Below are 19,395 nucleotides of genomic sequence, written 5' to 3'. Positions count from 1 at the left end.
ATTGTCTGAAAATTCAAGAATTTTCTTCTGTCGTTGGGCCGTAAATTGTGCTATAATAATAAAAAATACGATGAGAGGGAATCAGATGACAGAATTAGATACACGCCATCGCAGTAGTGTCTACGACAGCATGGTCAAGTCACCTAACCGGGCCATGCTTCGGGCAACTGGGATGACAGATGAAAACTTTGAAAAACCAATCGTAGGGGTGATCTCTACTTGGGCTGAAAACACACCTTGTAACATGCACCTGCATGATTTTGGAAAATTGGCCAAAGAAGGTGTGAAAGATGCGGGAGCTTGGCCGGTTCAATTCGGAACCATTACGGTTGCCGATGGGATTGCTATGGGAACGCCTGGGATGCGCTTCTCCTTGACTTCTCGTGATATCATTGCAGACTCTATCGAAGCTGCTATGGGCGGTCACAACGTGGATGCCTTCGTAGCCATCGGGGGCTGTGATAAGAACATGCCTGGTTCGATGATCGCCATTGCCAATATGGATATCCCAGCGATCTTTGCCTATGGTGGTACCATTGCACCGGGTAATCTGAACGGTAAGGATATCGACTTGGTTTCTGTTTTCGAAGGGATCGGGAAATGGAACCATGGTGACATGACGGCTGAAGAAGTGAAGCAACTGGAATGTAATGCCTGCCCTGGCCCTGGTGGCTGTGGTGGGATGTATACGGCCAACACCATGGCGACTGCGATCGAGGTCCTTGGTATGAGCTTGCCAGGTTCCTCTTCTCACCCTGCTGAATCAGCTGATAAAAAAGCCGATATCGAAGAAGCGGGTCGTGCAGTTGTCAAAATGCTTGAAATGGGACTGAAACCATCTGATATCTTGACCCGTGAAGCCTTTGAAGATGCCATCACAGTCACAATGGCACTGGGTGGATCCACCAATGCGACCCTTCACTTGCTCGCTATTGCTCACGCAGCTAACGTTGATTTGACCCTTGAAGATTTCAACGATTTCCAAGAACGTGTGCCTCATTTGGCAGACTTGAAACCTTCAGGTCAATACGTCTTCCAAGACCTTTACAATGTCGGTGGTGTGCCAGCCGTCATGAAATACCTTCTTAAGAACGGTTTCCTTCATGGGGATCGCATCACATGTACCGGTAAAACGGTGGCTGAAAACTTAGAAGCCTTTGCTGATTTGACACCAGGTCAAAAAGTTATCATGCCGCTTGAAAATCCAAAACGTGCGGATGGTCCATTGATCATCCTGAAAGGGAACTTGGCTCCAGAAGGGGCGGTTGCTAAAGTATCAGGTGTGAAAGTTCGTAACATCACTGGTCCTGCTAAGGTCTTTGACTCGGAAGAAGCTGCCATTGAAGCGGTTCTTTCGGATGAAATCGTGGATGGCGACGTTGTTGTTGTTCGTTTCGTAGGTCCGAAGGGTGGTCCTGGTATGCCGGAAATGCTGTCCTTGTCATCCATGATCGTTGGAAAAGGCCAAGGAGACAAGGTGGCCCTCTTGACAGACGGACGCTTCTCTGGTGGTACTTATGGTCTCGTTGTTGGACACATCGCGCCTGAAGCTCAGGTCGGCGGCCCAATTGCCTACCTCCACACAGGAGATCTGGTAACGGTTGACCAAGATACTAAAGAAATCACCATGCACGTTTCAGACGAAGAGTTAGCCAAACGGAAGGCTGAAACAACCTTGCCACCACTGTATAGCCGTGGGGTTCTCGGTAAGTATGCCCACACGGTATCCTCTGCTTCACGCGGTGCCGTGACAGACTTCTGGAATATGGAACAGTCTGGTAAACAGTAAGATATGAAAAAACTCACTTTACGAATTTGTAAAGTGAGTTTTATTGATTTATCGCGGTGGAAGGCCAAGTGCAATACGCCCATAACGGCTGATCCGGGTAATTTTCCAAGCTGGCGACCAGGTTACTTCTACTTTGACGTCTTCGATACCGTCAATTTCTTTTAGGCGGGCGACGATTTCGATAGGCAGACTTTCCGCACAGTCACAAGCGGTATCGGTAAAGGTCATGACTACTTTGCAAGTCCCTTCCTCATCCAGATCCAACTCATAAATCAAACCGAGGTTGTAGACGTCCAATTCAACATCGGTATCAAACACAAGCTCTAACTTCTCAATCAATTGTTTCTCCAGTGCCAAGGCACGGTCGTTAATCTTGATATCCTCTCTCATCTCGCTATCCTTTCCCTCCTTTGATGAAGACTATTTTCTCACAATTCTGACAATAATGCAAGTTCACCTAGAATGAGATCGAATGACAGCTAAAAATCAAACTATCCGTCTTAAGACTGATTTAAAATTACAGGAACTTATCTTAAGTTTTCTTTAAGTTTTCCGATTTATACTAGTACCATCAAATGAAGACCTCCTAACTTTGTTTGATAGAAAATCCTAAACTTTTTCATAATAATCTCCCATAAAGGCCACCAAATCAGGTGGCTTTTTTCTATGTACCTTGGCGAACGTTAGTGAGCTTAGGTACATTGATGCAGTTCGAACGCTAGTGAGAACTACGTTCCTTATTTTTTTACGAGCATCAGCGAGTTTAGGTACGTTGACGCAGTTTGAGCGGAGATAACTAGACTCCTATAAAAAGGATGTGTGAAGAAAGTTTTAAAACCTTCAAAAATTTTTTTCAGCTCTATCTTTCTATTATTTCCTATATTTGTAGGCGAAATAGCTATTTTACGGGCTTTGTCCCCCGATAATTCCTTTTGCCTCCTCCAAGTTCTTGTGCTATAATGATACGGATACTGTTCATTTTAACAAGGAGGCACATTATGAAACAAAACCATTCACGTTTTCTCATTCCAGGGATCCTTTTACTAGGAGTGGTCTTGCGGGCCCCATTTACGACCCTCTCCACTGTCTTATCAGATATTGCTGCTAGCTTTGGTGTCGAGGTGAGTTCTCTTGGCCTCTTGACGAGTCTACCCCTCCTAACATTCGCTATTTTCTCTCCTTTTGCTACTAGCTGGGCCAGACGCTTTGGGATTGAGCGACTCTTTCTCGGAGTCTTGATCCTGATGACGATTGGATCTGCTCTACGCACCATCAATCTGCCTCTCCTCTATGTGGGAACTCTTTTGATTGGTGCTGCGATTGCCTTTATCAATGTCCTTCTACCAAGCTTGATCCAAGCCAATGAGCCAAAACGTCTTGGCTTCTTAACAACCCTTTATATCACTGCAATGGGCTTATCTACTGCAGTAGCTTCTTCTGTCGCTGTTCCTATCACTCAAGCCACCTCTTGGCAAGGTCTGGTTTGGGTGCTGACCGTTGTCTGTGCGCTTGCACTTGTGATCTGGCTCCCCAATGCTCGTCATAATCATTATTTGAAAAAAAGCTCTTCTTCTAATGAAAATAAGACTAGTTGGTATAAGAATGGCAAGGTTTGGGCCATCATGCTTTTCTGTGGTCTCCAGTCTCTCTTATTCTATACCACGATGACCTGGCTTCCTACTATGGCAACCCAAGCCGGCATCAGTCAAGCCAATGCAGGAATTTTAGCATCTGTATTCACCCTGATGAGTCTTCCTTTCTCTATGACCATTCCAAGTCTCACCACCAGCCTTTCTAAACGAAACCGTCGCATCATGCTGATAACGACTGTTTTAGCTGGTTTTACTGGAATTGCCATGCTGTTACTGAAAACAGACAACTTCATTTACTGGTTGATCCTGAATATCTTAATCGGAAGTTTTACGAGTATCTTATTCCCTTACCTCATGGTCACCTTCTCCATGAAGTCTAGCTCTCCCGAGAAAACTGCTCAGCTCTCAGGACTAGCTCAAACAGGAGGATACGTCTTTGCTGCACTTGGGCCTATCTTATTTGGTTCAAGCCAACAAATCTTCCACTCTTGGACACCCGGGATTCTTATTCTTCTTGTTGTTGCTTTGTTTATGAGTATGGCTCTCTATCAAGTTGAAAAATCTGATATCATCCTTTAATCCGCTAGGTCCCATTGAGCAATGGGATCTATTTTTATACAAAAAAAGAATCAGGAATATCCTGATTCTTTGCTATGTCTTAATTATTCGTAAAATGATACGTGTACGTGGTCGTAATGATTTTCTGTTACGCTACCACGGTCTGGCATTTCATTCCAAGTGTTTGCTGGTCCATAAATATTATTTACTGGAGCATAGAAACGTTGTTTCCAGATGATGTAAGAAATTCCATTTTCTTGCATGTGATCGATTGCATATTGAGCTACTCGATCACCAATCTCTGAACTTTCTGGAACCATAACGTCGACCGCAAGACCTTTACCGTGATCTTCTGGGTCACCAGGACGGTAACCACCGATATCAGTCAAGCCAAGTTCATTAATCACTTGTTCTTTGAATTTAATTGTTTGAGGTCGAAGACCCTCATTTGAAGTTGGAGTTGCTGTTGAAGGAGTTGAAGCTGTCGTATCAACAACTGGTGCTGGGGCACCATATTGTGGTGTTGAAGCAACGGCAGTAACTTCTGGTTCTGCTGGAACTTCTACGACTGGAGCTGGTTCAGCTACTGGAGCCACTGGGGCTTCCTCAACAACTGGTGCTTCTACAGGAGCCACTACTTCAGCTGGCGCTGCCGCAGGTTGCGCAGGTGCTTCTTCAACAACTGGTGCTGGTGCTTCCTCTGCTACTAGAGCTGCTGGTGCAGGTGTTTCAGCTGGTGCTTCTGGAGTTGACAAACTTTCTGATACTTGCTCTGCCACTGCTGCTACAACTGCAGGTGCTTGAGGGAGTTCTACAGCTTGGTTGCTTTCATCTGCTACTGGTTTTGTCAAATCACCTACTGCAACAGTTTGGTTGTCTACTTTGATTTGGTTGTTTGTCAAATCAGCAGAAGTTGTCACAGTTGCATCAGCATTACCTGCTGTAGGAGTTTGGATTTCTACACCTGTCACTTGATTTTGATCATTGACAGTTGTTGTCAAGACAGTTCCTGGGAAAATCAAATCAATGTTACTGATTTGGTTCAAGTTTGCCAAAACAGTTACGTCAACATTCAAAGCTTCCGCAATCGCGCTTAGGGTATCCCCATATTTGATGGTGTAGGTTTGTTTGTTTTCTGAAGTTGAAATATCTGCACGAATTTCATCTACAGAACGGGCAACCCAATCCCCATTTGATTCTGCTTTACCAGTTGTAAATGGCAAGACCGCCATAGCAACAGTCGAAGCAATTAAAGCTTTTTTATTTACTTTCTTCATACGTTCTTTCCTCGTTTTCTTATTATCGGAGATTTATCTCCAGATAGATACATTTAATATTCTACCACATTTTTTGTCTTTAAAATGGCTCTTCTTTTCTTTTAATCTAACTGACCCTAATTTGTAACATTAGTCCTTTCTTGTTACAATCTCTTAATAATTAACGACAGTTAGTACTATTTGGATAATCAAACAAATTCATTGTATCAGAAGCCTTTGAGAGTCCTGAACGAAGGGATTTTAGAAGATTTTTCAGTTGAATAGAGGCTAAAAAACACCCCAAGTTCGTGTCCTGTAGACATCACTTGAGGTGCTGTTTTAACGGCTTTGTATCTTATTAATTGAACACGCCCTAAATGCTGTATGTAAAACGCAAACTGTAATAGTACTAACTTCAAAGGCACAGTAGCTGATTGGATTTTTCTCTCGCTTTAAGAGCTCGGAAAAATCCTAATCAGCCTTGTGGGGGCAGGACAACGAAGCATTCTATACAACAGTGCTTCTGTCCTGCTCCCTATTTTCCTTTGAGTTGCTTAACGGCTTTGTATCTTATTTGACCTTCATCATTCGGACCAGGTTGGCGCGTTCGGCTTCTTCGAGTTTCATTTCGATATAGTAGATGGTTTCCTTGAGATCGGGGATGGTCGCATATTCCAATCCATTGACCCGACGGCGTGTCTTTTCGATCTCATCGGCCATGAGCTGACAAGTTTTTTCAATCTCTGCCAGGCGCAACAGGTCTGGAAGGAGTTCTTCCATTTCTTGAATGGTATTGTCCATCTGGCTATTGGAAGCCACATAGCTGTAGACCACGTCTCCCTCATCGTCTCCATATGGATTGTCAATATGGGCATGCATCTTGGGCACGCGCACACTCATGATGTTCTCCGTCTCGATATGCAGGCTGACTTCCCGCGTCGGAACTGCAAAGATTTCCTGGACCATGAGGTCGTTTTCCAGACATTTAGCTAGGACAAATTCTTGCATATTGCCAATGAGAGCGGCTTCAACCTTCTGGCGGAGGCGGTCATTTTCACGGACCGATTCGATGAAGCGTCGCATGAGCTCGTCTCGTTTATCCTTGAGAAGTTTGTGTCCTCTGGTTGCCGTTTTCAGACGCTCTTTGAGGGTGTTTAACTCCATCCGAGTGGGTTTGACATTTAATCGTGCCATTTGACTTCCTCCTTTCTACTCCTAGGCTTGTGCTTCCTGAGAAGTTTTTGGGAGGTATTCGTCAATCATGTCATCCTTGATCCGCTTGAGCTCTGTCCGTGGCAAGATAGCCAGCAATTCCCAACCTAGATCCAGACTTTCTTGAATGGTCCGATTGGTGGTAAAGCCTTGGTTGATGTACTCCTTCTCAAAGCGATCCGTAAATTTGACATAGAGCTTGTCTGTATCGGACAAGGCGGATTCTCCAAGCACCACGGCTAACTCTTTGGCTTGTTTCCCTTGGGCGTAAGCCGCAAAGAGCTGGTTCATGGTCGCCGCATGGTCTTTCCGAGTCTTGCCTTCACCAGAACCCTTGTCCTTCAAACGGGAAAGGGATGGAAGAACATTGATCGGTGGACGGTAACCACTATTGTAGAGATCGCGGGACAAGATAATCTGACCTTCTGTGATGTAGCCTGTTAAGTCAGGGATGGGGTGGGTGATGTCATCTTCTGGCATGGAGAGGATCGGAATTTGGGTCACAGATCCTTTCTTTCCAACCAAGCGTCCTGCACGTTCGTAGAGGGTTGAGAGGTTAGTATAAAGGTAACCTGGATAGCCCCTACGACCTGGAACTTCCCGACGGGCAGCAGAGACTTCCCGAAGGGCTTCACAGTAGTTGGTCATGTCGGTCATGATAACCAAGACGTGCATGTCTTTTTCATAGGCCAAATACTCGGCAGCTGTCAAGGCGATCCGAGGAGTCGCAATCCGCTCAATAGCTGGGTCGTTGGCTAGGTTGATAAAGAGGACAGAGCGGTCAATGGCACCTGTCTCCCGAAGGTCGTTCATAAAGAACTCGGCTTCTTCGAAGGTAATCCCCATAGCCACAAAGACCACGGCGAAGTTTTCTTCAGAATTAAGCACCGTCGCTTGACGAGCAATCTGAGCTGCCAACTCCTTGTGAGGAAGCCCTGATCCAGAGAATACCGGAAGCTTTTGGCCCCGAACTAGGGTGTTCAAATGGTCAATAGCTGAGATCCCTGTCTGGATAAATTCATCCGGATAGTCCCGCGAAACAGGGTTGATGGCTTGGCCATCAATGTCCAAATACTTCTCTGGGATAATCTCTGGACCGCCATCGATGGGTTTGCCCATCCCGTTAAAGATGCGTCCGACCATGTCTTCAGACACAGGAAGTTCTAGGGGACGTCCCGTAAAGCGGACTTTGGCTTTTTCTAAGTTGATCCCGCTAGATCCTTCAAAGAGCTGGACCATAGCTTTGTCTTCTTGGACTTCGAGGACTTGTCCCTGGCGGGTTGTTCCGTCATGGAGCTTGATTTCTACCAGTTCATTGTAGTGAACCCCTTCGACCTGATCGACAATCATCAAGGGTCCAACAACTTCGCTGACAGTACGGTATTCTTTAATCACGCTCATTGTCTACTCCTCCTTTTGCGACGATTTGGTGTAGGGTTTCTACGATTTCTTCTTTCAAGGCTTGGATGGTTGCCAACTGGTCCTCATGGATGAACTTGCTCCGGGCAATGCGGTCTCGAAGAGCCACGGTTCCTTCCATGATTTCTGTGAAATAAGCTCCCAATTCCAGCGCTTTTTGACTTTCTTGGTCAAAGGTTAAAATGTTGGTCAACAAGGCCACCTGCTTGCTGAAAGAGGTATAGGTATCGACCTCATCAAAGGCATTTTGTTGCAGGTAGTCTTCGCGGATCATCTTGGCCGCATTCATGGTCAAGCGGTCTTTCTCAGACAAGGAATCTAGACCAACCAAGCGGACGATTTCTTGCAATTCACTCTCTTTTTGCAACAGGTTCATGGCGCGGGTCACTTTTTCTGCCCAGCTAATCTGCTCATGCTGATCGATATATTGGCCCACCTCATCCTGGTAAAGGGAATAAGAACTCAACCAGTTGATGGCTGGGAAGTGGCGGCGTTGCGCCAACTGAGCATCTAGTCCCCAGAAGACCTTGACAATCCGCAGGGTATTTTGGCTCACCGGCTCTGAAATGTCTCCACCTGGAGGGGAAACGGCACCGATAGCGGTAATCGAGCCTTCACGCGCAGTGGTTCCGAGTGTCTTGACCCGACCTGCACGCTCGTAGTATTCGGCGATCCGGCTACCAAGATAGGCTGGGTAGCCTTCATCCCCTGGCATTTCTTCTAGACGACCAGACATTTCACGGAGAGCTTCTGCCCAACGCGAAGTAGAGTCCGCCATGATGGCAACGGAATAGCCCATGTCACGGAAGTATTCGGCGATGGTAATCCCTGTGTAGATGGAAGCTTCCCGCGCCGCTACTGGCATGTTCGAAGTATTAGCGATCAGAACCGTCCGTTGCATAATGGATTGACCGGTCGTTGGATCGATCAACTCTGGAAACTCATTCAGAACGTCCGTCATTTCATTTCCACGTTCCCCACAACCAACGTAAATTACGATGTCTACATTGGCAAACTTGGCCACCTGGTGTTGCACAACCGTCTTTCCAGCTCCGAAAGGACCAGGAACAGCTGCAGCTCCACCTTTTGTCACAGGGAAGAAGGTATCGATGACCCGTTGACCGGTGACCAAAGGCTCTACTGGAATCAGTTTTTGTGCAAAGGGACGGCCTCGACGAACTGGCCATTTTTGCATCAAAGTACCAGTAAAGAGGCTACCATCTGCCTGCTCGATCTCATAAACCGGCTCTTCTACTGTGTAAGAGCCTGCTGCGATCTTGGTCACACGTCCACTGACTCCAAACGGCACCATGATGCGGTGTTCGACCATATTGGTCTCTTGAACGGTACCGACGATGTCTCCAGCGACCACTTCTGTCCCTTCAGTCACACTTGGTTCGAAGGCCCATTTGGTGTCCCGATCTAGATTTGGAACTTGCACCCCACGAACGAGGAAGTCACTGGCAGTGACTTCTTGGAAGCGTTCCAAGGGACGTTGGATCCCGTCAAACATCTGAGAAATCAAACCAGGTCCCAACTCGACAGAAAGGGGAGCTCCGGTTGTTACCACTGGTTCACCTGGTCCGACTCCTGACGTTTCTTCATATACTTGGATAGAGGCTTCATCCCGCCGCATCTCAATAATTTCGCCAATCAAACCAAGATCGCCGACCCGGCAAATGTCTTGGATATTGGCCTCCTGCATCCCTGATGCGACCACCAAGGGACCGGAAACTTTAATAATTTTTCCTTGAGTCATGTATTCCTCCTGGGAATCCTTTGTTTCTTTGTTTTACTTTTGTGCTATTTCTCTTAGAGCTTGCTTTTGTTGGCCATTGGCATCGAAATTGCTTGGATCCAACCAGGCTTCGAAGCGCTGTTTGATAGCTGGCCATTCTTGGTCAATGATAGACAACCAGTCTGTATCACGGGTACGACCTTTATAAACAACAGCCTGACGGAAACAGCCTTCATAGGTGAATCCTAAGCGCTCAGCTGCTTTGCGAGATGCTTGGTTTAGGGCATCGCATTTCCACTCATAGCGGCGGTAGCCTAGATCTTCAAATACGTAGCGCGCTAAGAGATACTGGGCTTCCGTAGCCATGCGTGTTTTTTGGAGCGCTGGTGAGTAGGTCACTGCTCCGACTTCGATCACTCGGTTAGCTTGATCGATCCGCATCAGAGAGAAAGTCCCCAAAGCCTTGCCTGAATCTTTGTCTACAATCGCATAGTAAAAGCGACCTTGATCTGTCATGAGATCATCTAATAAGCGGTCCCACTCCTCTTCATTGTGGGCAGGGCCTTTGAACAGAAAGGTCCACATCGCTGCTGGAGAGTCCAGCCCGTAGACCTGATAAAGATCTGCTCCATGTTTTTCTTTTGAGAGGCGCTCGATCACGGTATAGCGACCTTCGATTCGCTCAATAGCTGGCAGACGCCCTGGTGTAAAATCAGGCATGGCATCGCCAATCGCTTGGCCAAATTCATTTGTTCTCATAAAATATCCTGTCCGACTGCTTTTTCGACATTGTCCCGAATTCGCTGCCGCCCCAATCCAGTCGTTCCCTTATGAGTAGGGATCAAGATGACGGCTGGGGTTACTTGGCGATCATAGTAGGCAATGGTATCTGGGATTTCCTGAGCCATATCCTCCGTCAGATAGATGATGCCAAAATCTTCTTGGCTCAAGTGACGTAAGGTATTGATGGTTTCCTGAGCCTCTGCTACGGGAAAGGTCTGAAAGCCAATCATTTGAAAAGGAAGGATGGCATCACGGTTTCCAACAACGGCAATTTTTTGCGTTTTACTGGCCATAGATTGGTCTCATCCTTTCTTTTATTTTGTCAATCGGGAGCTGATTATCCAGACCCGTCAAGACCAAACGAAGGTTCTTCACCTCCAGCTCTTTTCCAAAGAGATAGCGAGCTAAAGGCAAGGGCCCGTCTATCTCAAAGGAAGCTTGTTCCAATATTCGGTACTTAAGCACATGCTCCAGGTATTCCACTGTCTCGGCGGTTACTCTGCCAGATCGCATCTGTTCTTCGTACTGTGTCAATTCCACATCATAAGGCAAGGGATTGACTTGTTGGAACCAACTGATAAGGTTGCCCTGCTCGACACACTGGATGACTTCTCTTGCTGAGAGGGTCCCTGCATCGGACAAGAGTTGCTTCATAAAGCTGTTCGGCTTTTTCAAACTGAGGGCTCGTTCAACTGTGATGACATTGTAACAATCAATGGTCAAGGTGACCAAGGATTTTAAAAGTGGATGGTCCAGATCTTTCGCCAAGCGTTTGAGATGATCAAAGTAAGCCAAATCCATGCCGATCTCCAGAACCCGAATATCCTGATAGTCGACATATTCCTGCCAGGTTGCTGCGACTTCTTGAGCCATAAACTCTGGGCAGTTCTCTGAAGAAAAGGTCTTGGCTACTTGTTCAAGAACTGCTAAGGAATAGGGACCTGCATCCAATAATAGGAAATTCAAATCCCGCCCCGTTGCTCGCTCTTTCAAGAAGACCTTTAGATTGTGATAGGTGTACTTGAGGGCGAAGAGGTCGACTACCGCAGGGTTCGGAGCTACCTGATAAGCCCAATCGTACTCTGCTAGAAGGTGCTTCATCAAGGCTTGCTCGATCACTTGGACTTGACGCAGTTGATCTGCCTCCAAGGCATAGGCCGTCCCTTGCAAGAGATTAGCACGCGCTTCTGCATCGGAGCTATTCAGAAGGGCATCAAACCGAACCGGGCTCAAAAAACTAGCTTCACGTACACTAATCCCGGTATTTACTTGAGAATACGTCCGTTCACTCATATCCCCTCCTAGTTTTTCTCTTCTTTAAAAATGCTGGCTGCCATATGGAAGCTCTGCTCCTCCCGCACAGCATCAACCAAATCACGGTAGAGGTAGCTGGCATCCACTTTGCCGAAGGAAAGGACAAAACCAGCCTCTTGGGCAAGCGTTTCTTTTGCCAATTGAAGCTGTGGATAGGCCTCTATCAAATCCTGACGATCTTGATCTGTCAATTTTTCTGCCGTCACAGCACCAAACGTTAAGACCATTGCTCGATCTGCATAGCGAGGAAGAACGCGATGCAGAAATGCGAGTTCTTCTTGGCGTGACCAAGTAGCCATTTTCTGGTAGGCATCCGCAAACAACTCTTTTAAGACACGTTGCTTGGTAACCAATGTCGATTGGCGCTTTTTATTTTCAATTTGTTGGCTTTCACGTTGCAAGCGGCGCTCAATAGTCTGCAATTGAACCGCCCGTTGGTGTAACTTTTCTTCTACCAAACGAGCTTCCTGCAACTGGGACTCTGCTTGAACCTTAGCCGTTGCTTCCGCCACTAATTTCCGACCTTTTTCATGGGCCTGTTCAAGGATGGAATCCTTTAATTGGGAATAATCCGTCATTGTTTTTATTTCCTCCTTTGGAGTTCTTCGCCACCGATAATAGACGAAGAGAACATTCCTCTTCTTTGACTGAGGTGTGTCTAGATTAGCCGACGCGAAGAGTCAAAAGGAAGGACACAACGAAGGCCAAGATGGCATAGGTTTCAACCATGGCCGCAAGGATAACCCCTTTCATCATGTCTTCAGGGCGTTTTGCCAAGATTTGCATCCCAGCAGTTGCGACATTTCCTTGATGTTTCGCTGAGAAATAGCCGACGATCGCTACTGGAAGGGCTGTGAAGAAGTAAGCAACTCCTGTTTCAAGAGCCATATCTGGTTTAATTTGCAACCAGATCAAGATCCCGATAACGAAACCGTACAAACCTTGTGTACCTGGCAACAATTGCAAGATCAAGGCTTGGGCAAATTTTTCTGGTTGTTCTTTCAAGAGTGCGGCGGCTGCCTGACCAGTCTTACCAACACCGAGGGCTGAACCCATTCCACTAAGAGCCACTGCAATGGCTACACCAAGGGCTGCAAAGAAGGCACCCCCATGGGTTGAGAAATATGAAGCTAAAGATTCCATGAATATACTCCTATAAAATTTTTTATGATTGATTTACTGAATTATTTTTTTGTTTTGACATAGCGTTCCGACGGTTTTAAAGGTCGGAAGGGCTTGCCACCACCCTCGTAGAACTTGCCAAAGAATTCGACAAAGATCAAACGTGCTCCATGCACATAGCCTGATAAAAAGGACAGGAACATGTTGATGGCATGAAGGAGGACAAAGAGGACAAGGCCGACGGTGAATCGTCCCAGGGTTGGTAAGAGATTGACAATCAGGTTAAAGGCTGAACCGATGCTAGCCCCTGATAAACCAAGCGCCATCAGCCGGGTAAAGCTGACCAAGTCTCCGACATAGCCACTAACGTTGTAGAGATTAAAGAGACCAGCTGCAATTCCTGATAATTTCTTAGCACTGACAATGGACACGACCAAAATACCAATCGCATTGAGAATGGCTAGCCACTGGCCAATGGGGACTAGGTAGGATAAGCCTGGTAGGATGTTTCCGACCGCTAAGAGCATCAAGCCCAATAAAATCAAGACCCAGGCAAAGCCTGCATTGTAGGCTTCGGTGTAGTCTTTCAGGCGGACATTTTTCATCCCACCTAGGAAGAGGCCGACCAGAACGGTGATGAAACCAAAGATAACTGATAATATCAAGATGGTCATGGCATTGGTCGTCGTACTGATCAAAGCAAAGGGCATCTCAAAGCCGAAGAAGGAACCGTAGACGACTCCCCAAAGGGCTACCGAGATTCCTAAAAGGCAGAAAAAGCGAAGGTTTTTTGCTGCGCTCGGCTGAAGCTGGAAGGCCTTTAGAGCAAAACCAGTTGCCAACGTCAACAAGAGACCATAGCCGATATCTGCTACCATCATGCCGAAGAAAACAAAGTAGAAGAGAGAGACGATTGGTGTCGGATCTTTCTCGTAATACTTAGGCAAGGCATACATTTCTGTCACTAACTCGAAGGGCTCCACCAAGGCATTGTTTTTCAGTTTGATTGGTACCTGGTCCCATTCTTCTTGAGCGACTTCACGTGTCTGCAAGACGACTTGGTTCCCAAACTCCTTTTGAAGTTTGGCTTTTAAAGCATCGAGTTGAGCAGTTTCAATCCACCCTTCTAATGCGACTAGATGAGCTGTACTGGCAAGAGAGCCTTTGGCCTCTTCCCGGGCCCCTAGACTCAAGACATAATCGAGTTGGTACTTGAGTTGATTAAGGTCTTCCTTGGCTTGACTGAGCGTTTCCAACGTAGCTGCTTCGACAGCACCTTGTTCTTTAATCTCTCTCTTGAGTTGCTCCAAACGTTCTTTTGGTAGGGTCTCTCCTTGGTAGTCAAACTCTTTGAAATGCGAACTAGTCAGCGTATCTTGAAGGTCTGTTAAATCCCCAGACTTATACAAGACTACTACCCCATGCTCCGTTTCCGAGCTGAAGACCACATCAACTTCTACATCTGGATGAGCCAGTAAGGCTTGTCGCGCCTGATCCTGTTCACTATTCGGAATGGTACCGATTAAGCCACGAACATAACGGAAACGCTTGAGCTGGTCAGGTGTTGTCGTCAAGGCAGTCCATTTTTCTAAAGAGGCGATTTCTTCTTGGGCTTGCTGGATGCGATCCCGAGCCTTTGCTAAGACAGCCAATTGTTTTTGTACGTATTGTAAAAGACGTTGCTCATCACGGATGACCCCATGAGACTCTAAATCGTGAAAAGACAAGGACAAGGGAGCTTCTTTTAGTTTTTCTAATCCCTTCTTCTGAGGAATAAAAGGCTCCAGGGCCTGTATGGCCTTTTCTAACTGCTCTTCTCGACGTCTTAGTTCATCCATTCTTAGAGCTGATCCTTTGGACCCATCACTCGTCTGAAAGGCAACTTGCCAATCCTCTTGCTCGCTCAAATCATAGATTTGGACAGATTCCTCTGACTGGAGCGACAAGAGAAGCTCGTCCATTAGATTTGTGGGCAAAACCAGAGAAAGGTGTTGCATTGGACTAATTGCCATAGGTTGCTACCACCTTTTCTACAATTTCGTCTACCAAAGCTGCACGCTTATCTGTCATGGCTTGCTGCACCTTTTCGTCATTGCGTTGACTGGTCACTGCCAGGTCAGCTTCCAAGCTAGCAATCGTTGCTTTCGAGGACTCTTCCCGCTCTGCGACCAGCTTAGCAGTCTCTTTGTCATAGGATGCTGCTACCTCCTGTAGGTGATCACCTAGCTGTTGGCGCAAATCTTGGACCTGATCCTCGTAACTTGCGACAACGGCTTCCGCCGCCATTTCAATCTCTTGCATCATTTCGAGAGTTGCGTTGGCCATCACTCCACCTCCTTACCTCTTCCTTTATGAGAAGGAACAAATTCTTGTGTAAATTATAACATATTTCATCAACTTTTTTCAGCGTCTTTCCTTTGTTTCCAGAGGTTATTTTTTTAACAAAGGTGATTCAAAAAAGATGCGGATTCTGTTCCTTCTTTCAGTCGTTCGCTGGTCGTATTCCTTGTATATCACAGCTTTTTATGTTATACTGTGAAATATATTATAGGATTTTCTCCAGGTGTAACCTCGGTTGAAAGGAGGACTGCTGTGAAACAAGATCGTGATCTCCGAAGCATTATTAAGAGCCATCAAGAAGAAATGACGGAGCTAGAGTTAGACATTGCCCGCTATTTTTTATCTCCTGAAGCGCAGCAACACTCTCTTTCCTCGTCTAGAGTGACGGAACTTTTGCATGTATCAAAAGCTGCTTTGACCCGTTTTTCCCAAAAGTGTGGCTTCACAGGCTACCGTGAATTTATTTATCACTTTAACGAAGAAACCAAATCTCAAAAGCAACAATCCCCACACGACGAACTAACCCAGGATGTCTTGCGTCGCTACCAGCAGGTCCTTCAGGTTACAGAAACCCTAGCAAAAGATGACCAAATCAAAGAAGTCGCCAACTTAATCACTCAAGCAGATCGGGTCTACTTCTTTGGAAAAGGAAGCTCCGGTCTAGTCGCCTCCGAGATGAAACTTCGCTTCCTCCGACTGGGCGTTGTTTGCGAGGCCCTAACCGATCAAGACGGCTTTGCATGGACGACCAGTATCTTGGATAAATCCTGCCTAGTCATTGCCTTCTCTCTATCGGGAACTACACGCTCGATTATCCACAGCCTCCTGGATGCTCAAGAAATGGGAGCAAAAACCGTTCTTCTCACTGCTCAACCAGACGCTATCAAAGATGACTTTACGGAAATTTTACCAGTTGCTCCCCTACCTGGAAGCACCTATATCGACCGTATTACGGCAACCCTTCCCTTCTTAACCACGATTGATTTAATCTATGCTCACTTTCTCGAAATGGATCGGGAGCGTAAAGAAAGAATTTTCAATAGCTATTGGGAAAACAAAAAACTCAATGGCTACGATTCACGTAGACGTTAGTCTCCCTAAATATCACCAGGAGCTGAGGATCTTTTCCTCTGCATTCTGGTTTTTTTCTAAAAAAATGATGCTCACCACTTAGGTGAGCATTTTTTGAATGTAGACAAACTATTGTTTTACATAAAACGGCTAGATACTTTTCAAAAAATGACTTATATTTATAGTCATTTAAGAAGATTAAAAACTTTCCGCTGTGAGAAAAGTTCCTGAAACACAAGTGTTTCAGGAACTCGGGAGTTTTGGGAGTAAAACAGTTTGGGAAACTGTTTTAGCCTGATCCCGGAAATTAAAGAACGAAGAAGCTCAAAATTAATTGAACACGGGCTGCGGATTGTGTCAAAAAGTGCAAATGTATTAGTACTAAATCCAAGACACAGTAGCTGATTGAATTCTTCTCTCACCTTTCAGCTCGGAAGAATCCTAATCAGCCTTGTGGGGGCAGGACAACGAAGCAATCCCATACAACAGTGCTTCTGTCCTGCTCCCTATTTTGACTTTATCCGCAGACGCCCTTTGTATCTTAATTTAGTCATAGAACTTCTTCGAAGTTCGCTGACGTCCGTACTCACCTAAGGAAAGTTTTTCAGAAGACTTTATTTTCAATCAAAAATGCTCACCTAAGTGGTGAGCATTTTTGATTTAATTCCGTCTGGCTTGTTGTTGTTTGAAATGGTAGTAAGCTCCTATCATCCCTGCCGTATTTTGATGATGCGCAAACTCCAATTGCGTCTTGTCCGCTAGGCTTGGAACGAGGGATTCTTTGAGGGCAGCTGAAATTTTTGGTTTCAATATAGCTTCCTGTCCCATGACCCCACCACCAAGAATGACTACTTGAGGATTGACAACATAACAGATATTGGCAAGCCCCTTGCCCAGGTAGTCGACCATGCGATCGATTCCTGCCATACAGATGGTATTTCCTTGGGTCGCTTCCTTGAATATGCGACGACCACTCCATTGTTCAACAGGATCCCCATGCTGCTTGGCAACATATTCAACCAAAGCTGTCGTCGATGCCAAATCTTGGAAGGCGCCATCTTGAAGATGAAGGTAACCTACCTCGCAGGCAGAATTGCTAAAGCCATGGAAAATCTCCCCGTTGATCAAGAGACAGCCACCAATGCCAGTACCGACCGTTAAACAGACGGCAACTTGAGCACCCTGGCCATTCCCTGACATGACTTCTGCTAAACCAGCACAGTTGACGTCATTTTCAATTTCGCAGGGGATTTGATAGGTCTCTTCAATTTCTTTTTTGAACTGAGTTCCTGCATAATTGGGAATCTGAGGGCCTGCATAAAAGATTTCCCCCTTATCGGGGTCAACCATCCCAGCTGACGAAATACAGACTCCAAGGATGGTATTTTCTTCGAGGTAAGATTCTACTAAAGCTTTGGTTTTCCCTAGAATCCCCGGTCCCCCTTTTTCAGCTTCTGTCGGCATTTCATGCGACTCAATCAAATTCTCTGCTTCATCAATCAGACCATATTTGATATTGGTCCCACCGATATCAATCGCTAGGTAATAGGCCATACACCTCTCCTTTCCGATTTACACTCTTTTTTAAAGGAAACGTTCCTTGACTTCACGGATTAAGCTAGCTGCTTTTTGAACCACTTCCTGGTCTGCTTCAGTTACTGGACTTAATGGACTCCGAACAGATCCCAGTTCTAGACCTTCATTGATTCGCAAGACTTCTTTAATAACGCCATACATGTTTCCGTGAGCAGACGTCAAGACTCCGATTATGCCATTAATGGCAAATTGCAAGGCACGCGCAGTTTCCAAGTCTTTCTCAGCAATCAGCTGATTGAGTTTCAAGAAGAGCTCCGGCATAGCACCATAAGTGCCCCCAATACCAGCTCCTGCTCCCATAAGACGGCCACCTAAGAATTGTTCATCTGGACCATTAAAGACGATATGGTCATCGCCTCCCAAAGAAGCAAAGGTCTGGATATCCTGAACAGGCATAGAGGAATTCTTCACCCCAATCACCCGTGGATTTTTCAACATTTCTGTATACAGACTCGGTGTCAAAGCTACCCCTGCCAATTGCGGGATATTGTAGATGACAAAGTCTGTGTTTGGTGCTGCTGCGCTGATTTCATTCCAGTAGTGGGCCACGCTGTATTCTGGCAAGCGGAAATAAATTGGCGGAATGGCCGCAATGGCATCTACTCCTAGCTCTTCTGCATGTCGTGCCAATTCCACGCTGTCCTTGGTATTGTTGCAGGCTACGTGAGCGATGATGGTCAATTTCCCTTTAGCCACTGCCATGACTTCTTCTAAGACCAGCTTGCGATCGGCTACGCTCTGGTAGATACATTCGCCGGAAGATCCGTTGACATACAAGCCCTGCACACCTTTCGCGATAAAATATTCTACCAACGCACGTACCCGCTCCGGGCTAATTTCTCCTTGGTCATCATAGCAGGCATAAAAAGCCGGGATGACTCCTTCATATTTTTTTAAATCTGACATTCTTTTCTCCTTTCACGAATGTTTACCAAATCCTATTTTTCTTTTTTATTCTTTAAAACGAGCAAATATCTTTTCCATCAATCCAACCTGTAGGAAGGTCAGGCTAGAAAAACCAATCAAGAAGAAGACCATGAGTCCTAGTAAAAAGCTTAAGACAGAAGTCACAAACACCATAGCTACTAGCAACAAGAGAGCCCCCATAACGAAGAACCATGGGAAATACAAACCGGATACAATCAGAGCTTTTTGTAGACACTCTGTCCAAGTCAATCGATAACGCGCCGCAATTGGATAGGCCGCTAGCATGACCAGAACTAGGAAGATAAAGAGCCCTAGACAAACAGCTTTTAACACCTGCATTGGCAAGGCTGTCTGGCTCCAAAAGAGGAGCAAGTCAAAGAGACAGATCCCTGAAATGAGCAACTCTATCCCTCCGAGCTGAAGCCCCAACTTCCAATTTTCGCGAAAGGCGTTGATATAAGTCCGAATGACTGGTAGGCGACGCTGGTGTTTGATGGCAAAAACCGTTTGATACAAACTAATCTTTGCGATCCCGATTGTGACAATCGGCAGACAGCTCAGCACAAAAAGAAGATTGACTGTGACTAAGTCCGCTATTTTCTCGCTGATTCGCATCACCAGATTGTCAGTATTAAAAACTGTTTTGATCAATCCTGTTTCTCTTTGTGACATACCGTC

18 protein-coding genes are annotated in these 19,395 nt (G+C 46.0%); 3 read left to right on the top strand and 15 right to left on the bottom strand.

Going from position 1 to position 19,395, the window contains the following annotated elements:
- Window positions 1-85 precede the first annotated feature (85 nt).
- Window positions 86-1,789 carry a dihydroxy-acid dehydratase gene (gene ilvD / locus L0M85_RS07475; RefSeq protein ID WP_006597056.1) on the top strand — a complete coding sequence of 568 codons (1,704 nt, stop codon included), beginning with the start codon at window positions 86-88 and terminating at the stop codon, window positions 1,787-1,789.
- Window positions 1,790-1,837: 48 nt separating this feature from the next.
- On the opposite strand, the gene L0M85_RS07470 is transcribed toward ilvD, so the two are convergent.
- The gene (locus L0M85_RS07470; RefSeq protein WP_006595245.1) at window positions 1,838-2,179 is read right to left on the bottom strand and encodes a metal-sulfur cluster assembly factor; all 342 of its coding nucleotides are present in this window, start codon (window positions 2,177-2,179) and stop codon (window positions 1,838-1,840) included.
- Window positions 2,180-2,787: 608 nt separating this feature from the next.
- On the opposite strand from L0M85_RS07470, the gene L0M85_RS07465 reads away from it, so the two are divergent.
- Window positions 2,788-3,960, top strand: coding sequence for an MFS transporter (locus L0M85_RS07465; RefSeq protein ID WP_238656766.1), 1,173 nt, complete (start codon window positions 2,788-2,790; stop codon window positions 3,958-3,960).
- 83 nt (window positions 3,961-4,043) lie between these two features.
- Here L0M85_RS07465 and L0M85_RS07460 read toward each other — a convergent pair whose 3' ends face one another.
- From L0M85_RS07460 to L0M85_RS07410, 11 genes are all read right to left on the bottom strand, one after another.
- Window positions 4,044-5,216 carry a LysM domain-containing protein gene (locus L0M85_RS07460; RefSeq protein ID WP_238656765.1) on the bottom strand — a complete coding sequence of 391 codons (1,173 nt, stop codon included), beginning with the start codon at window positions 5,214-5,216 and terminating at the stop codon, window positions 4,044-4,046.
- Between the two features lie 549 nt (window positions 5,217-5,765).
- A complete protein-coding gene (locus tag L0M85_RS07455) occupies window positions 5,766-6,389 on the bottom strand; it encodes a V-type ATP synthase subunit D (RefSeq protein ID WP_023024951.1) in 624 nt (207 codons plus the stop codon).
- 21 nt (window positions 6,390-6,410) lie between these two features.
- On the bottom strand, window positions 6,411-7,808 hold the full coding sequence (locus tag L0M85_RS07450; protein ID WP_238656764.1) for a V-type ATP synthase subunit B: 1,398 nt from the start codon (window positions 7,806-7,808) through the stop codon (window positions 6,411-6,413).
- Window positions 7,795-9,585, bottom strand: coding sequence for a V-type ATP synthase subunit A (locus L0M85_RS07445; protein WP_238656763.1), 1,791 nt, complete (start codon window positions 9,583-9,585; stop codon window positions 7,795-7,797). Before L0M85_RS07445 ends, L0M85_RS07450 begins: the two co-directional genes overlap by 14 nt.
- Before the next feature lie 33 nt (window positions 9,586-9,618).
- The gene (locus tag L0M85_RS07440) at window positions 9,619-10,323 is read right to left on the bottom strand and encodes a GNAT family protein (protein ID WP_238656762.1); all 705 of its coding nucleotides are present in this window, start codon (window positions 10,321-10,323) and stop codon (window positions 9,619-9,621) included.
- Window positions 10,320-10,640 carry a V-type ATP synthase subunit F gene (locus tag L0M85_RS07435; protein WP_048789853.1) on the bottom strand — a complete coding sequence of 107 codons (321 nt, stop codon included), beginning with the start codon at window positions 10,638-10,640 and terminating at the stop codon, window positions 10,320-10,322. Before L0M85_RS07435 ends, L0M85_RS07440 begins: the two co-directional genes overlap by 4 nt.
- Window positions 10,630-11,640, bottom strand: coding sequence for a V-type ATPase subunit (locus L0M85_RS07430; protein WP_238656761.1), 1,011 nt, complete (start codon window positions 11,638-11,640; stop codon window positions 10,630-10,632). Before L0M85_RS07430 ends, L0M85_RS07435 begins: the two co-directional genes overlap by 11 nt.
- An 8-nt stretch (window positions 11,641-11,648) precedes the next feature.
- Window positions 11,649-12,239 (bottom strand): hypothetical protein, encoded by a 591-nt coding sequence (locus tag L0M85_RS07425; protein WP_238656760.1) that lies wholly within the window; start codon window positions 12,237-12,239, stop codon window positions 11,649-11,651.
- 85 nt (window positions 12,240-12,324) lie between these two features.
- Window positions 12,325-12,804 carry a V-type ATP synthase subunit K gene (locus L0M85_RS07420; RefSeq protein WP_023024938.1) on the bottom strand — a complete coding sequence of 160 codons (480 nt, stop codon included), beginning with the start codon at window positions 12,802-12,804 and terminating at the stop codon, window positions 12,325-12,327.
- Between the two features lie 41 nt (window positions 12,805-12,845).
- Complete coding sequence (locus L0M85_RS07415) at window positions 12,846-14,795, bottom strand: V-type ATP synthase subunit I (RefSeq protein WP_125336214.1); 1,950 nt, start codon at window positions 14,793-14,795, stop codon at window positions 12,846-12,848.
- A complete protein-coding gene (locus L0M85_RS07410) occupies window positions 14,785-15,108 on the bottom strand; it encodes a hypothetical protein (RefSeq protein ID WP_195612131.1) in 324 nt (107 codons plus the stop codon). Before L0M85_RS07410 ends, L0M85_RS07415 begins: the two co-directional genes overlap by 11 nt.
- A gap of 267 nt (window positions 15,109-15,375) precedes the next feature.
- On the opposite strand from L0M85_RS07410, the gene L0M85_RS07405 reads away from it, so the two are divergent.
- Window positions 15,376-16,215, top strand: coding sequence for a MurR/RpiR family transcriptional regulator (locus L0M85_RS07405; RefSeq protein ID WP_048789848.1), 840 nt, complete (start codon window positions 15,376-15,378; stop codon window positions 16,213-16,215).
- Window positions 16,216-16,854: 639 nt separating this feature from the next.
- On the opposite strand, the gene L0M85_RS07400 is transcribed toward L0M85_RS07405, so the two are convergent.
- Genes L0M85_RS07400 through L0M85_RS07390 form a run of 3 tightly spaced genes read right to left on the bottom strand, consistent with a single transcriptional unit; the run spans window position 16,855 to window position 19,389 of the window.
- Window positions 16,855-17,748: an ROK family protein gene (locus tag L0M85_RS07400; protein WP_156677129.1), complete on the bottom strand. Its 894-nt coding sequence runs from the start codon at window positions 17,746-17,748 to the stop codon at window positions 16,855-16,857.
- Window positions 17,749-17,778: 30 nt separating this feature from the next.
- Window positions 17,779-18,696, bottom strand: a complete 918-nt coding sequence (locus tag L0M85_RS07395) for a dihydrodipicolinate synthase family protein (RefSeq protein ID WP_156677128.1) — start codon at window positions 18,694-18,696, stop codon at window positions 17,779-17,781.
- 45 nt (window positions 18,697-18,741) lie between these two features.
- On the bottom strand, window positions 18,742-19,389 hold the full coding sequence (locus L0M85_RS07390; protein ID WP_238656759.1) for a YesL family protein: 648 nt from the start codon (window positions 19,387-19,389) through the stop codon (window positions 18,742-18,744).
- Window positions 19,390-19,395: the final 6 nt, after the last annotated feature.

The organism is Streptococcus sp. DFI.7.26, assembly GCF_022240605.1.
Taxonomy (GTDB): Bacteria; Bacillota; Bacilli; order Lactobacillales; family Streptococcaceae; genus Streptococcus; species Streptococcus xiaochunlingii.
The sequence above is the reverse complement of the archived record's forward strand: the minus strand, read 5'-3'. Positions and strand labels throughout refer to the sequence as shown.